The 16015-nt window shown below is 56.1% G+C and carries 11 protein-coding genes; 5 read left to right on the top strand and 6 right to left on the bottom strand.

Annotation, left to right across the window (positions count from 1 at the left end):
- Positions 1–8 precede the first annotated feature (8 nt).
- Entirely contained in the window at positions 9–815 is an 807-nt protein-coding gene (locus tag ISP19_RS03700; protein WP_204679996.1) for an SDR family NAD(P)-dependent oxidoreductase, read from the bottom strand.
- A 90-nt stretch (positions 816–905) separates the two neighbouring features.
- On the opposite strand from ISP19_RS03700, the gene ISP19_RS03705 reads away from it, so the two are divergent.
- The 3 genes from ISP19_RS03705 to ISP19_RS03715 all read left to right on the top strand — a co-directional run bounded on the left by ISP19_RS03705 (position 906) and on the right by ISP19_RS03715 (position 7045).
- Complete coding sequence (locus tag ISP19_RS03705) at positions 906–1502, top strand: TetR/AcrR family transcriptional regulator (RefSeq protein WP_204679997.1); 597 nt, start codon at positions 906–908, stop codon at positions 1500–1502.
- 500 nt (positions 1503–2002) lie between these two features.
- Positions 2003–5047 carry a sensor histidine kinase gene (locus tag ISP19_RS21460; protein WP_204679998.1) on the top strand — a complete coding sequence of 1015 codons (3045 nt, stop codon included), beginning with the start codon at positions 2003–2005 and terminating at the stop codon, positions 5045–5047.
- A gap of 366 nt (positions 5048–5413) precedes the next feature.
- The gene (locus ISP19_RS03715; protein WP_204679999.1) at positions 5414–7045 is read left to right on the top strand and encodes an FAD-dependent oxidoreductase; all 1632 of its coding nucleotides are present in this window, start codon (positions 5414–5416) and stop codon (positions 7043–7045) included.
- Positions 7046–7139: 94 nt separating this feature from the next.
- Here the strand turns inward: ISP19_RS03715 and ISP19_RS03720 are convergent, their stop codons facing one another.
- The gene (locus tag ISP19_RS03720) at positions 7140–8213 is read right to left on the bottom strand and encodes an NAD-dependent epimerase/dehydratase family protein (RefSeq protein WP_204680000.1); all 1074 of its coding nucleotides are present in this window, start codon (positions 8211–8213) and stop codon (positions 7140–7142) included.
- Between the two features lie 763 nt (positions 8214–8976).
- Between ISP19_RS03720 and lpxD the strand changes: the two genes are divergently transcribed.
- Together lpxD and ISP19_RS03730 are read left to right on the top strand one after the other, a co-directional pair.
- A complete protein-coding gene (gene lpxD / locus ISP19_RS03725; RefSeq protein ID WP_204680001.1) occupies positions 8977–10020 on the top strand; it encodes a UDP-3-O-(3-hydroxymyristoyl)glucosamine N-acyltransferase in 1044 nt (347 codons plus the stop codon).
- Positions 10021–10707: 687 nt separating this feature from the next.
- Positions 10708–11106: a tautomerase family protein gene (locus ISP19_RS03730; RefSeq protein ID WP_204680002.1), complete on the top strand. Its 399-nt coding sequence runs from the start codon at positions 10708–10710 to the stop codon at positions 11104–11106.
- Between the two features lie 227 nt (positions 11107–11333).
- Here the strand turns inward: ISP19_RS03730 and ISP19_RS03735 are convergent, their stop codons facing one another.
- From ISP19_RS03735 to ISP19_RS03750, 4 genes are all read right to left on the bottom strand, one after another.
- Complete coding sequence (locus ISP19_RS03735) at positions 11334–11738, bottom strand: Ohr family peroxiredoxin (RefSeq protein WP_239556474.1); 405 nt, start codon at positions 11736–11738, stop codon at positions 11334–11336.
- Positions 11739–11975: 237 nt separating this feature from the next.
- Positions 11976–12884: a helix-turn-helix transcriptional regulator gene (locus ISP19_RS03740; protein ID WP_204680003.1), complete on the bottom strand. Its 909-nt coding sequence runs from the start codon at positions 12882–12884 to the stop codon at positions 11976–11978.
- A gap of 718 nt (positions 12885–13602) precedes the next feature.
- Complete coding sequence (locus ISP19_RS03745) at positions 13603–14439, bottom strand: alpha/beta hydrolase (RefSeq protein ID WP_204680004.1); 837 nt, start codon at positions 14437–14439, stop codon at positions 13603–13605.
- A 258-nt stretch (positions 14440–14697) separates the two neighbouring features.
- On the bottom strand, positions 14698–15774 hold the full coding sequence (locus tag ISP19_RS03750; RefSeq protein ID WP_204680005.1) for an alpha/beta fold hydrolase: 1077 nt from the start codon (positions 15772–15774) through the stop codon (positions 14698–14700).
- Between the last annotated feature and the right edge of the window lie 241 nt (positions 15775–16015).

The following is a 16015-nucleotide window of genomic DNA, read 5'->3' on the forward strand; positions in this document are numbered from 1 at the left end:
GTGCTCCATCACAATGCAGTGTGGTCTCGTACTGCTTCGGCGAGCGCGTCTTTGATGCTGGCGAAACGAGCATCAAGCGCCGCAGGGTTGTCACGATTGAGCGCGATCATCTGAGACCTTGCCTCTCCGCCCCGGATAACTTCCCAGGCGTCATTGTCGATACCGGCTGCGATGGCGCTGGCCACTTCGTCGGCTGATTCGCGTGTAAAGCTCAGCTCCGGACCAGCTTGCGAGGTGCGCATCATGGGGGTGTCCGTCGCACCAGGATAGACCGTCATGACATGGATATGGTCTCCGGTCAATTCACGGCGCAAGGCTTCGCCAAAACGAGCGAGGCCCGCCTTCGCGGCTGCGTATGTCGTGTAGAAAGGCATACCGATAAGCGCAATGCCCGAGGCCACATTGACGATAAGCCCCTGCGGGCCTTTCCGTAGATGGGGCAGTGCCAATTGCGTCAGAAGGATCGGGGCAACGAGATCCACCTCGATCATCGCGCGAATTTCGGCTTCCGTCGTCAGCTCGAGTTTTCCAGCGCGCACGCCACCGGCATTATTGACCAGGACATCAATGCCCCCAAGTGCCTCAGCCGCCCCGGCGATCGTGGCTTTTCGACCCTCGTCGGTCGACACGTCTGCAACAACGGTTGAGCACACCGCGCCCGCTTCTCTGAGGCTGGCCGCTGCGTTGGCGACAACGTCCGCACGTCGCCCGGTAATAACCAGCTGGGCGCCTTTTTGTCCCAAGGCCGCTGCAAGGGCGAATCCAATCCCACTGGAACCGCCCGTGATGAGTACGCGTTTACCCTTGATATTCATGATTGTCTGGCAACAGTTTTAGATCAATTGCTTTAGAATATCAAAGCACCGTACCAATTCAAGGCTGACTCACGTCACAGTAGAGGCTCTATGGCCCGTCCACGGGAATTCGACGAAACGGCCGTGCTCGATGCGGCAGTGCGGCAATTTTGGATGTATGGCTACGAGGCCACCTCCGTTCGAGATCTGGCGCAAAGCATGGGAATCACGGGCGCAAGCCTCTACAACGCCTTTGGAGACAAGCGCTCCGTGTTTCGCCGGGCGCTCGCGCACTACGTCGAAACGAGCTTTGGCGACCGGGTAGGGCGTTTTGAGAAAGGCTTGCCCCCTAAAGCCGCGATCGAGGCCTTCTTCCGCGAGATTGTCGAACGTTCCATTCAAGATAAGGATCGAAAAGGATGCCTTCTGGTTAATTCGGCACTGGAGGTCGCGCCCCATGACCCCGATTTTCAGGCAACGATTGCAGAGGTGCTTGTCAAGGTTGAAGCGTTCTTTCGCCGCTGTGTGCAGGCAGGACAACGGGACGGTGAGATATCGACGACGCAGTCCGCGGAAGACTTGGCTCGACTCCTATTAGGTGTGCATCTGGGCATACGTGTCCTCGCCCGAGCACGTCCGGAACGAGCCTTATTGGAAGGTCTTGTACGTCCCGCACTGGAGCTCCTCAAGCCAACGCCGTCATCCTGACGAACGCTACTCAGGAATAGCTCGCGATGTCAGCCAGGCGTCTGCCGCGAAACGCCATGATTTTTTAAGTGGCTGATTTACCCAGAGGAGCGCGGCAGCCAAGCTTTCACGTCTGCGCCTTCGCCAGTAGAAAACTAAACTGCTATTCGGGCAAACGCCGAAACTACGCGCAGTTCCAATCACGCGGCGAACGAGTATGCGGTGATTCGGTTATGGATACCGTGTTCAGCGCTTCCGGCACCCTCGGAGGCGCTCCGATTCCGGCGTGCAATGGCCGAGTAGATTGATCAATTCGCTAAAGCACACAAACGAAGATCACAACCGCCAGGGTAAAGGGTGCTCAGCCGTCCTATCGATCAACACAAGAGCTGTCGCGCGCCTGTTACAACGTGGCATCATCGGCCTCAACTTCACCCCAAGATTCCGAATGACCAGAAAGAACGGGGAACAGCCTCAGTCGTTCAGTTGACAACTTCGAAAGATGCTGGAGATGCCTTGCCGTGAGCTGGAAGGACATGCAGAGCGCGATATTCGCTCGCCTAGGACGATCGATAGCGATGGTTATCTCATTTGTCGCCATGTTTGGAATCACCAACAACGCTATCGCGCAGCGGACGGTTGAACGAGTTGGCGATTACACGCTTACGAGCTGGTCCCAGAGCGACGATGTGCCTGTGCACGTAGAAGCGATGGCTCAAACGGCGGATGGGTGGTTGTGGCTGGCTTCAAGAAGTCATCTGTACCGTTTCGATGGCGTAAGTTCCGAGCTATACAACGTCCCCAATGAAGATGGCACAAATCTGGTTCGCATTCTTGCAACGAATTCCGGTGACTTGTGGCTCGGTTACGTCACCGGAACAACTTTAGTCATTCACGGTGGCTTTTTTTCCCGCTCTGTAGTTGTGAAAGGATTTGTTGGCCAGCCTATCCAATTCGCGCAGGATGGTGAGGGCAACGTATGGGGCAGTTCGTATAATCGTTTGTTTGAGGCGTCGCAATCTACTTGGCAGCCTGTCGATGAGCATAGGGGAATTCTTGGAAGTTACTTTTATGCCATAGCCCTCGATACACAGAAGACGTTTTGGGTCTTCACGGACCAGGGACTTTTTAGTCTTGATCCTGGCCAAAAAACCTTTCGACAACGTACCGACATCACTCGTGGCTTGGATTGGAAAACGTTGGTCAATGGGGACAAATCGCCTGCTCATGTTCAAGCTTATGCCCAGATTTATTTTTTAAGCGTGCTCGCGCTTGCAGGAAGACACATTGTTCCCATGTACAGCAGTTCCAGATATTTCGCCGGGCCTGGCGTATCTGATCTTTGCTGGATTGCTTTATCGACCGGGACATACAAGGGGCGCTATCTAACCGCTGGTGAATTAAAGAAATTTGCGAATGACCTGCCCGGTGTGATGGCGTCAAACCCAGCCGATTTTGCCAAGATTGATTCGGGTGCATCGGGCATGATTTTCGAAGACCGGCAACATAACATGTGGTCGGGAGCGCGAGGCGGACTTAACAGGTTTCGTCCAAGCAGCGTCAAGACCATAGATGTGCCTGACGGTGTAACCAGCTTTGCGATGCTTCCGGATAAAAATGGTGGCATATGGTTTGGAAACGCAGTCTCTGTTGATCTCTATCGTTGGTGGCATGTCGACAAGCAAGTGACGGCCTCCCCAGGCTACGATTTAGATACAACTGCTGCGTATCGCGACACCGATGGCAGCATTTTGATCGGGACGGGCGACGGATATATCCGTCGCTTTGATGGGATGACTTTTCAGCCAATCGATCCTTTGCCACCAAGCGCTGAAAAGGGCGACGACATTATCGCCATGGTGAGGGATGGTGAAGGGCGACTTTGGGTCGCCATTCGAAACCACCCCATTTACGTAAAAAGAGATGGCCAGTGGCTGGAAAATGGTGGCTATAAGGAGCTGCCAAGCCTAGGTTTGCTCCGCGCGGTGGCGGGTGCTGACGGCCGCTTGTGGCTGTCCTATGCACATGAGCTTTTCGTTATCGATGGCAGCCATTTACAGCGTTATTCGCAAGAGGCTGGCATGAATGTCTTGAATGTACGAGACATCATCCCGAATGGTACGCCCTTGATCGGTGGTGACTCCGGACTTGCGGCATTCGATGGACATCACTTTCACGACGTTTCGGCTTTAGATCCCGCGGCGCTGACGGGCATCACCGGCATGATTCGAGAGGCCAATGGCACATTGTGGATCAACGGACTTAAAGGTGGCGTGCGCATTGATGCAGATGAACTCAAACGTGGCATTGCCGATCCCAACTACAAAATATCCGTGCGTATCTACGGGGCGAATGAGGGCATGCCCGGCACCGCACAAATGAATCGGCCAGTTCCCACCCTTATCCAGGGAACAGATGGACGGTTATGGTTTGCCACAACTCAGGGCATTGCATGGCTCGATCCCGCAAAAGCACCTACTGATAATTACGCGCCCGTCCCCGCTGTTCGATCGATGAAGGTCGCCAATAGTACATTTCGGCCCGGAGCGCAGGTGAACTTGCCGGCCGGCTCTCGCGCCTTCGAAATTGATTACACGGCACTTGGCTTGAGTGACCCGGCAACGGCACGTTTTCGCTATCAGCTTGCGGGCATCGATTCGGATTGGCAGGACGTGGGGACACGCAGGCAGGCGTTTTACACAAACGTCGGGCCTGGAACGTATCGATTTCGTGTTGCGGCTTCCAACGAGGATGGGGTGTGGAGCACATCCGATGCCAGCATCCGTATTTCCATCGAGCCTTATTTTTATCAAACAAAGTGGTTTTTGGCGCTCTGCTTCTGTTTGACGCTACTCGTGTTATGGCTCGCGTACATGTATCGGCTCAATCAGGTTACCCGCCGACTTCATCAGCGATTGGGTGAACGTCATGCGGAGCGCAATCGAATCGCAAGAGATCTGCACGATACATATATTCAGGCCGTACAGGGATTGGTGCTTAAAGTGCATGCAGCCAGTTTCGAGTTACCCGAAGGCGGTACAAAGGACAAAATTGTCCGCGCGCTCAATTTAGCCGATGACGTACTGATCGAGGGTCGCAAACGCGTTTATGCACTGAGGACCGCTGCGATAAACAGCATCGACCTCGCTGCCGCTTTTGAAGAAATTGCCCTGGGATACGAGGGTGATGAATACCCTTCATTTAAATTGACGTCGACGGGCATGGCGAAATTGACTGATCCGTTGGTTATCGACGAGCTGTATGCCGGCGGGCGCGAGGCGATCATCAACGCCTTCAGCCACTCTTGTGCAGAGGTGATACGTGTCGACGTCGACTACGCCAAGAGGGGCATACGGGTACAGATTTCCGATAACGGAAACGGCATCGATCCGCAAGTTATCGTAGACGGTGGTCGAGGCGGCCATTGGGGGCTTCGTGGCATTCGAGAACGCATGGAACGCATTGGCGGACAATGCCGTTTCATCAGCGACAGCCATCGTGGCACCACGGTGATCTTATTTGTCGACGCGTCTCGCGCTTATGTCGGGCGGTCGCCCTTTCGTTAAAGTCGGGCGTTTAATCCCATTGAGCACCACAGGGAGCGTCGGCAGGCTACTTGGTTTGCGGTGACAGGAATGTTTCCAGCTGATCGACCGACGCGGGCAGGGGAGTAGCCCTACTCGTTTCGCACCGTGGGGCGTGAATCCCGAGTGCCACCGCTCCAGACGGGAAGGGCGGGCACACTCGAATCAGGCACGACGTGGTATTCCGGAGGCGCCAGAGCGACGCGATGACTTCCCATGGCGAATAAGTGCCATTATTCGCTACCTTAAATGGGCAACAGCTCGTTGCAGAATTTGGCCTGCGACCCGGTACAGATCGTATAGCGACATTCACGACGCCACGGACGACAGAGCGGTGGAGAACCCAGCATGAGCCCGGCCAAAGCGCGCGACGTTCAAATGTTTCCCCGGCTGAACGCCGCACAGATCCAATCAGCACGACGTTTCGCCAGCGGGCCAGAAACCACGTTTGCGCCAAATGACACCGTCTATGAGACCGGCCAGCGGGCAACGCTCCTGTGGTTGGTGCTGCGTGGATCGATTGAGGTGGCCCGACGCGATGGATTAAGCCACGAGACACTGATCACGGTGCATGGCATCGGTCAGTTTAGCGGTGACGTCAACGCACTGACGGGGTGGCCGTCCATGGCGACGGGGCGTGCCGGTCCCGAGGGTTGTACGGCGCTGCCGTTTGATGCCGCACACCTTCGTGCGCTGATGGTCGGCTCAGCGGAGCTCGGCGACATTGTTATGCGGGCCCTCATTCTCCGACGCGTGAGATGGCTGGAAGAAGATAGTGCGGGCACCATCGTCGTAGGCATTCCTGGCACGTCTGACGTTTTGCGCCTCCAAAACTTCATGATGCGCAGCGGATTGCCTCACGTAGTGCTGGACGTGCGGGAAGATGAGGAGGCTCGTGCCGTAGCCGAGCGAGCAGGTGTGCTCCCAACGGAGTTGCCGCTGGTCGTGTGTCCTGCAGGCTCAGTGCTGAAGTGTCCGTCTAACGAGGAGTTGGCCACTTGCCTGGGCATCGTGCCAGAGATAGATCCCGAGCGGGTTTACGATGTCGCCGTGGTGGGCGCAGGCCCGGCCGGACTTGCCACCGCGGTTTATGCCGCTTCGGAAGGGCTGTCCACGATCGTGCTCGATTCACGCGCAATCGGCGGCCAGGCCGGCGCGTCGGCGCGCATTGAAAATTACCTGGGCTTCCCAGCAGGCGTTTCAGGTTATGCGTTGGCCAGTCGCGCCTTCACTCAGGCCATCAAGTTCGGCGCCGAAATTGCCATCCCGGTGTGCGTGAACCAGTTGGTATGCTCTGGCACCTTGCTGAAACTTTCATGCTCCGGCGGCGTGCACATCCAGGCCAAGGCCGTCGTTATTGCATCAGGGGCACGCTACCGTCGTCCCGACGTGCCCAACTTATCGACCTTTGAAGGCGCCGGCGTGTCCTATTGGGCATCGGCCGTCGAAGCGCGGCTGTGCGCGGACGCCGAAGTAGCTTTGGTGGGTGGCGGCAATTCGGCGGGACAAGCGGTCGTGTTCCTTGCGCCGTACGTCAGGCGGTTGCATCTCGTGGTGCGCCGGAACTTATCGTCCACGATGTCCCGCTATCTGATCGACCGGATTGCGGCGCTACCCAATATTGAGCTGCACGTCGGGTCGGAGGTGGCCGAACTTGAAGGCGATCAGGCCACTGGCTTGTCTGCTGTAGTTTTTCGTCGTCACGATGGCACGACCCATCGGCACAGGCTGCGTCAACTGTTTCTTTTCATCGGCGCGGATCCCAACGCGGAATGGGTGCAAGACTGCGTGGAAACGGATGCGAAGGCATTCGTGGTGACGGGGCAAGGAAAGTTTTCGCTGCAAACCAACTTACCTGGCGTGTTCGCCATTGGGGATGTGCGGGCAGGCTCGATCAAGCGCGTGGCGGCCGCAGTAGGAGAGGGGGCCGCCGTGGTGGCACAAATCCATGCGATGCTCGCCGAACAAACACATCCATAGTGGTGACAGTTGGTTTTTCCGAGCTGAAAGGAGCGCGCGTAATCCTGCGCAACGCGATCAGTGCGGAAGCAGTGATTGCCCCTCGCCCTTTCAACTAAGCCTTGGCGAACACGCCGCGATCGATCATCTGTTGAAACATGTCATTCATCGACGTTTGTAGCGGCCTATATTCCAAGCCAAGCTCGCGCACGCCTCGACGGTTGTCGCCCTTCCAGGGAAGGTCCACGTTGCGGGATATCGCCCGGCGCGTCATTCCTCCGCCCGCCATGGGGCCAATCATCCATAGCATCCATTTGGGCATGGCGCGGGGAGGGATCGGATAGCTGCGGCCATATTTCGGCAGCAGCAGCTTCGCGAGTTCAAGGAGATCGGTGTTGTGACCATTGATGATATGCCGGCCGGCCGCAGTCGGCACGAAGGCCGCCGCCAAATGCGCCTTGCCCAGATCGCGAACATCTACCACGCCGAAACCCCAGCGTGGAGCCCCCATTCGCAGCGTGCCGTCTCCCATTTGCTTCACCATGGCGAAGCTCTCCGATGTCGGATCTGGATTGAGCGAAGGCCCGATAACCAGCGAGGGATTCACTACAACGAGATTCCAGCGTGCTTGTGCGCGAGCGATCGACCAAGCTTCCTTTTCCGCAACAGTCTTTGAATACGAGTATGGGTTGTGCTGAAGCGAAGAGCTGGTATTCCAGATTTCTTCGGTAAAGACGCCATTCGGTGTCGCCAGAAGATCGGCGTTGTCTCCATAGATGGCGGCACAGCTACTGGTGAGGACCACACGCTTGACGCTCGGTGTGCGATTGGCCTCCTCCAGAACGTTGCGAGTACCAAGCAGAGCAGGGTCGACAAGTTCCTTTTGCGGATCCTTGACGTCAATTTTGAAGGGTGAAGCCGTATGGAAGACGACCTCGCACCCAGCCATCGCATCGTGATAAGAGCCAACGTCAAGCAAATCGGCCTTGAAGAACTTGATGTGGCCCTTGGATGCGGCCGCCAACTGCCTGAGATGATCGACCTTTGCAGCATCGTCGGGATTGCGGACCGGGGCGTGAACGGTCAGACCGGCATCCAGCAGTTCCTTCACTATCCACCCAGCCACGTAGCCGGTGGCTCCCGTCACCATCACAGGCGCAGTTGTTTCGATAAGGATGGTCTGGCTCATGGCGTTTCCTGATCTGATTTTCCCGGATTGTGGCTACGCGGGATCAAGCTGTAACTAGCAAACCGTGCCACGCTTCATGCGAACGGCGCCAGGAAACTTGCTGAAGCATTTGCCGAGCGAAGGACTGGGCCGGCTATCTACGGGGGTACATGCCGATGACCGACTTAAAAGGGGGCGCCGATTAAAGGCGCCTGGCTGTTGGCTGGGATTTGGGTCCGTTCGTAATTTTACATAATATACATTATGCGCAAATAAGAAGGTGTCCGATGAGGCGGCCACAGCCCAGCCCGTGGCCTCCGGAGTTCGCTTTCCTGCTGCTTCTCGTCTGTCTGAAAACGACAAACCGCCCCGTACTGGCAACAAGCCGCCCTGGACTTTGGCCGACAAACTGCCGCGAATTCTGTTCTGGAAGTTGGTCACCACCTTTTTTCTGGGCCGCAACTACTCGAAGTTTGGGCAATTCCCGCTAATAAGTTCGGACCAAAAAGTCTGCTCCGCGGTTCGAGTACTGAAACTGCGCAACGGCGCGAGCTCGATACTTCGCGTGCAGAACGCGTTTGGTCGCCATGCTTATCCCTTCTTGGGGTTGAGCCGAGATACGTGTAATTTTGTACAGTTCGAGCCTAAATCCTTAATATAATTAAAGGATTAGGAAGGTTTCGTTTATGAATCCTGCAAAGAAAATGTGTTGTCTTCTCCAACCGAACAGCATCAAATAGCTACGCTTCAGTGACCCTCCATTCCACGCCCGGCTTCGAATGCGATGAGCACACATTCCACCAACAAGACCACCATCAGCTTGGCCGATTTGGCCGAACGCTTCGGGATGACTCTTCACGGAGATCCTTCCGTGCAGATTGAAGGCGTGGCCACTCTGGCTGCAGCCGGCCCCGCCGAGCTAGGCTTCATCACCAATAGCAAATATTTGGCGCAACTGGCAACCACTCGGGCTGGCGTGGTGATCTTGCGCGAGCACGACCTGGCCACCTGCCCGACCGCCGCCCTAGTCGCAGCCGATCCCTACCTCGCTTACGCTAAGGTCGCTGCCCTGTTCGAACAGGCAGCGATGCCGCCGCCAGGCATTCACCCCACAGCGGTGATTGCCAACGGCGCCCACGTGGCGGTGGGCGCCAGCATCGGTCCGTACTGCGTGATCGAGAGCGGCGCCGTGATTGAAGACGGCGCGGTGCTGGGGCCACATTGCATAGTCGGGCCGGGATGTGTGGTCGGCGCGCAGTCGCGGTTGGTGGCGCGTGTCACCTTAGTTCTGCGCGTGGTGCTCGGCAGGCGGGTGTTGATTCATCCGGGCGCGGTGCTTGGCGCCGACGGCTTTGGTCTGGCTTTCGACGGCAATCAATGGGTCAAGTTACCCCAGCTCGGCGGCGTGCGTGTGGGCGACGATAGCGAGATCGGCGCCAACACAACCATCGATCGCGGCGCGCTGGAAGACACTGTGCTCGAAGAAGACGTGCGTCTGGACAATCAGATCCAAATTGGCCACAACGTGAAGATCGGCGCGCACACAGCGATGGCCGGCTGCTCAGCGGTGGCTGGCAGCGCCAAGATCGGGCGCTACTGTATGATCGGCGCGGCCGCTGGCGTGCTTGGCCATCTGGAGATCGCTGATCGGGTGACCGTGCTGGCCTGGAGCTTGGTATCTAGCTCGGTGACCGAAGCGGGCGAGTATTCCTCGAGCATGCCCTTGATGGAGAGCCACAAATGGCGGCGCAATGCAGTCCGCTTCAAGCATCTGGACGAATACGTGCGCAGGCTGACGGCGCTGGAGAAAAACGGCGAGGACTCTTGAACGCAATCCGTCGATGCGCGCGAGGGCTGTGTATTCCTGATCATTTTAGGTGCCGTGTTTTCGAGCCGCATAAGCCTCGTTTTCAGCCTTAGGTTTTCCCCTAACCAATGTTTCGTGCAAACTCTACCAATAGCTTTGTACCACTGATGCGAACTGCCAATTAGTCGCTGTCACGAGCTAAATATCTGCCAATAACTTGAGGCCAGCCCAGATATTGGATCAAAAAGTCTGGTCCAGCAATTGATCGCACGTTTGATGGTTCTAGCAGACAGGCTGCACCCGTTTGGCCGTCAATTGCCCGTCCGTGCTCGGCTATTTCTGGATTTTCTGGTCGAGCAGTTTCGTCGAAAAGATTAACGGGTTGCTCACTGCCTCTTATCTTTGAGCTTGCGCTCAGAGCCAACGTGGTATGCGTGCGGGTAGCTGGAATTGCGAAGCTCGCAACGCGTCAATCAATCCATTTCGGAAAGACACGCTAGCTGCCGCGGCGTATCGACAAAGAGACGGCACTCGCATTCGCTGCCGAATTTGATCCGCAAGCCAACCGTACTCGTTAATAGGTACTCTTATGTTTGATCACGTTTTAATTTGATCTGCCAATAGCTCAAATAACAGTATGATGGATAAAACGCGGGTGCAGGCAGCGCACCCACGCAATCGATGTACCCTGAACTGTGGAGACTTGTGATGCCGTTTGTAACCTTCACCGTTCGGCGCGGCCTCAGCACTGCCGACAAGTCCCTCTTATCGGAGGCCATGCTGGAAGCCCAGATGGCCGCCGGCTTTCACCGGGATGATCTCTTCCACCGCTTTCTTGAAGTCGACGAAGGCGACCTTCGGGTGGACTCCCGTTTCCCCGACTACACAACGGACAGAACCGATCGGTTCATGGTTGTAGAGGTCATCATCTCTAAAGGGAGGCCGACAGAAATCGCTGCCACCATTGCCGAGGAAGCGGTCAGACTGTTCGGCGAGCGTCTACATTTGGCGCCTCAAGACGTTCTGTTTATCTTCCAAGAAGTGGAACCGAGCCTGCCGCGCTTCCCCGCTGAATCGACCAGCCGGAAGGTGATCGCGGATGCCTAAGCTATCCAAACGTGATCAGTGACCGGTCTGAATTAACCAACCCGTGGGCTCCGTGTTCGACAGATCAGTTCACGCCCAAGATGAAGTGCTTCACCATCGTGGATCGCATGGGCAATGCAGCGACTATGAAAGCGGTGGTGTACCAGAGCCCCATCAACTCCTAGTCTTTCGAAGACTGATGGGGCATGGAAATGCTCTTCTCCAGACTCACCGAACCGATATGTGGTTCACCACATTGATGTTGCCCTTGATGGCATTCGAATAGGGGCAGACGGTGTGGGCGGTGCCGACAAGCGACTCTGCTGTCTGCTGGTCAACGCCAGTGATGGTAATCGCAAGCGTAACTGAGAGCACGAAGGCATTTTTTCGTTACGGCTAAGACCAACCTCGGCGGTAATTTCAACATCATCGTCAGCGAGTCGACGACCTGCCTCTTGGCTAACGCGAAGGAGCGCATTCTCGAAACAGGCAGCGTAGCCACCAGCAAAGAGCTGCTCGGGATTAGTTGCATCGCCTTTCCCTCCAAGCGTTTTAGGCAGTGCCAGTTTGAGCTCCAGCAAACCATCGTCGCTCCGAATTGATCCATGCCGCCCTCCGACTGCCTTAACTTTTGTTACGTAAAGTGCTGACATGGCATCGTCTCCTCTAGGATTGAATTGAGTACTATCACCTGGGGCTATCAAAGCGCAAAGCAGCGTGCGCCAGTCATTTCACGCAATTGCAACCGCATCCGGGAAGGCCACGGATGCGCGAACTTCATGTTGCCACTGCCATCATTTGCCGTCCAGCGCGTGGTTCGCAGCATCCTTTATCAATGTTGCAATTTCCTTTGGATACGACTCATGGACAGAGTGGCTGGCAGATGACCTTCAGTCGTCGCACGAGCTTCGCCACACACTTGGGCTCACCCCCATTTTTCTGGTGAACGTTCGCGTGAAATGGCTTTGGTCTGAAAAACCGCTGGCGATCGCGATATGAGTCAACGAAGCTTTGCGATCGCGCATCAGTTCGATGCTTTTTTCAATGCGCTGCAAAACCAGCCATTGATGAGGGGAAAATCCCGTGCTCTTCTTAAATAGGCGCACAAAGCAGCTCACTGAGATGCCGCACTCATTTGCAACATCTACAAGGGCGATGCCGCCGACCAGGTTCTCTCGCATCAATTGCATGGATTTTCGTAACATCCATGACGGAAGCCCTCCATGCGCATGGGAATAAGGCGCTTTGAAGCCGCCGTACTTCATGACGAGGTGGCCAAGAAGTGCAAATAGCAAATGATCGACGAACATCTTGTTCATTGGCATCCCCGCATTCATGGCATGGAGCAAACACTTACCTATCTGGAAGATGATGGGGTCTTCGATTGGCTCGCAACATTCCCATGCCAGATCGTTGACGGCGGAAACATCAAGAATCTCCGCGAACTCAACGAGTGCATCACGAGAAATGTAGAAATTCAGAAAATGGAACGGTCCATCAATGTAAATGACTGGATCTTGCTTTAAATCATAGAAGGACGTGTGACCCACCCCTGCGGAGCGTACGGGAAGTGATTGCCCGTTGAGCCGGACTTCGTAAGCATCAAGTGCGCGCAAGTGCACGAAGATCCAATACCCTTCCTGGCCACGTATCGGAGCGCTAGGGCCTGTTGCCGGCTTATCCGATCGCAGCTCCGTCACAGCAAGCGGGAAGTCACGCGACGTCCTTGTCACAAGTGTGGGAGGATCATCGATGTTGAACGATTGTCCCAATCGTTGACCATACGCAAAGACAGACAATCTGGACTCCCTGAGAGCTAACGCACGCGATGGTGCTTTGGTAAGAAAAAGTAGGTTCCCTACCCTATCGATGAACCATTTCGACGCTGCCGGACGATCTCGTCGCGACCAACATCCATGCGTGCCGTGCCGTCGTGCCGATCCGCGCCGGGCTCAGCCAATGATGGAGATACGGCGAGCTCGGATTGGTCAGGACGCGGACATAGTTGGCAGTCAGCGCGGTCACGTCGTAAGCCGAGAACCGCTCTACTGGTTCGGCCGTCCGACGTCCCCGCTGACGGGAGGTGAATCCATTCTTCCGCTCGCCGTATATCCTGAGCCAAATGCAACGCGCACCCGCATCTTGGAAACGCTAAAGGCTGCGGGCCGATCCTACCGAATCGCGGTTGTCAGCAGTCGCATTGCCGTTACCGCAGGATTGGGTATTAGCGCCTTTCGAGGGGACGTCATTCCGTAGGGGCTTATCCGTCTGACCGGCGACTTGCCCGATCTTGGCGTCCTCGAATACGTCATCGACCGCAAGGAGTCGATTTCTCAGGCTGTTGCGGCAGTCGAACGCATTATTGCGGACACGGCAAGAACGCCCTGAGTTCGCTGCCCAAATGCAAGGCGGTGCGCGTTGGTCGCTTCACGTGATTGCAACTGTCGGAACCCTTCCAACAGTTGCAACCGAATCCTAGAAGGCCACGGATTCGTGAGCCTCATGTTGCCGTTGACATCATTTGCCGTCCAGCGCGTGGTTCGCGGCATCCTCGATCAATGCCGCAATTTCCTTTGGATGCGACTCATAGACAGAGTGGCTGGCGCCCGCCACTTCGATGGTGTGGCTGTGCGCACGCTTGGCATACATCCGCTCCAAATCGGGACTGATGATGCGGTCATCCATGGCCACCGCGAACCAGCTTGGCTTGTCCTTCCATGCCGGATGACCTGTCGGCGAATCGAACACCGAGGCGGCCGTCAACTCCTGGGCGTTGGCCTCGAATTCAGCCTGCGGGAGCGAGAGGTCTGCCGCGAAGTCCTGTGGGTACTTGGACGGCTCCAGGTACAGAAAACCATCGGCGGTCTTCTTGACGTCGTGGGTCTTGCTCGTCGCATTAGGATAAAGCTTGCTGTTTGCCACTTCGGTTTCCCCTTCATCCAGTGCGTGCGCGGCGACGTAGACGAGGCCCACAACCTTCGGATCGTTACCGACATCGGTAATGATGGCTCCGCCATAACTGTGCCCCACCAGGATGGTCGGACCGTCCTGCATATCGACGATGCGCTTCACTGCAGTCACATCATCGTTAAACGAGGTAAGAGGATGTTCGGCGATCGACACGTTATACCCGTCCTTTTTGAGGATGTCGTAAACCGGCTTCCAGCCACTACCGTTGACCCATGCACCATGCACGAGAACGATGTTGTGTACCGGCGCAGCCTCAGCTTTGTTGGTGGCGGTGAACGTGATGAACAAGATGGATAGCGACGCGGCAACAAAACGCATTTTCATGAATTTCATAACGAATCCTTTTTGGCGTGTGGACGTGCTACGTGTTACTTCACACTGCATTTCTGGGGCCGCCTCCATCGAGCGTGGCGACCTTGTCGCCATCCTTTATGCCTGGTAACCGAAGCCTCTGGACGTCCATATCGCCTAAGCATAAAGTCGCAAACTCAGCACTACGGCACGCGCATTCGTCGAGTAGTTGACGCAACTCTATGGACGCATGCAAGGCCTATCGAGGCCAAGGGCCTGATGGTGACTCCTGGTGGCATTCACAGGAGCCACTTTTCGCAATGCGGGGCGCGCAGCTTGCGAATCCCTGGCTCACGCACTAAAGAAAGTGCGTAGCTCCTTCAACACTTCGTCAGGCTGCTCTTCCGGCAAGAGATGTCCGCAAGGGAGCGCCCTGCCCGTCACGGGTCCGGCGGATTTCACCTTCCACGTCGCGATGACGTCCCACAATTTGCCGACAGTTCCCTCTGCGCCCCACAGAGCATGTACTGGCACTTGAATCTTATGCCCCGCCGCGTCATCTGCGCGATCCATGTCCAGATCGATGCCGGCGGCCGCACGATAGTCCTCGCAGACCGCGTGAATCGCAGTCTTGGTGCAATAACAGCGAATATATTCACTCATCGCTTCTGGCGTCACGGCACCCGGCGTCTTGCTCTGCACGAACAGGTGATCGCGCAGGTAATAAACAGGGTCAAAACTAATAAAGTGCTCCGGCATGGGTTCGGGCTGAATCTGGAAGAACCACCACAGATATTTGGTAGCGAACTCTTTGTTCGTATCGTTGTACATGGTGAGCGTAGGTGCGATATCGAGCAGTACGACCTTCTCAACCAATTCTGGATGGTCGAGGCATAGCCTGTGCGCGACTCTCCCGCCACGGTCGTGGCCGGCCATGAAAAAGCGCTTGTGCCCTAATTGCGCCATCACCTCTTTCTGATCCAGCGCCATGGCACGGAACGAATAGTTGATGTGGTTCTCGCCGCCAGAAGGCCTGCTCGAATCGCCATATCCACGAAGATCCGGGAGCACGACACTGTACTGTTCTGCCAAGCTTGAAGCGATCTTGTGCCAGGTCACGTGAGTCTCAGGATGACCGTGCAGCAGCAGCAGGGGTGGACCTTCACCTTTTGTCAGGACGCGGATCGTCGCCCCCGACGTCTTGATGTATTGCGATGAAAATCCCGGGAACAGCCGCTGCGTTACGGCTTCTGATGGCGGCGCAGGATTGTCACTAAGATTCGCTCCCACGGCCGGTACCGGATCAGAGCTTGGCAATGCTTTGCTTAAATTTTCGGGGGAAGGTGATGTTATCTGCGCGAATGCAGGCTTGAGAAAAGCTGCTGCAGCTGCGCCGATGCCAAGGGCAGTGAATGCTCGACGGTCCATGACCAATCCTCTCAACGATCTGTTGGATCAGTAGGGTATGCCTGAGACCTGGAAGGCGCTTGCACAGAATGATCGGAAATGGAACGAAATCGTTAACGCCATGGGACGCCACGAAAGCATGGTTGATCGCGACGGCTCGCGCCGATATCGAGTGTGTTCCAAAGCACTTGGAACCTTCGTCTGCCAAGACGTGCCTGCGGCGTTCGTTGATGTCGTCTACGCGCCCGCTACGGCCAGTCCG

The organism is Dyella flava (assembly GCF_016904955.1).
Taxonomy (GTDB): Bacteria; Pseudomonadota; Gammaproteobacteria; order Xanthomonadales; family Rhodanobacteraceae; genus Dyella_B; species Dyella_B flava.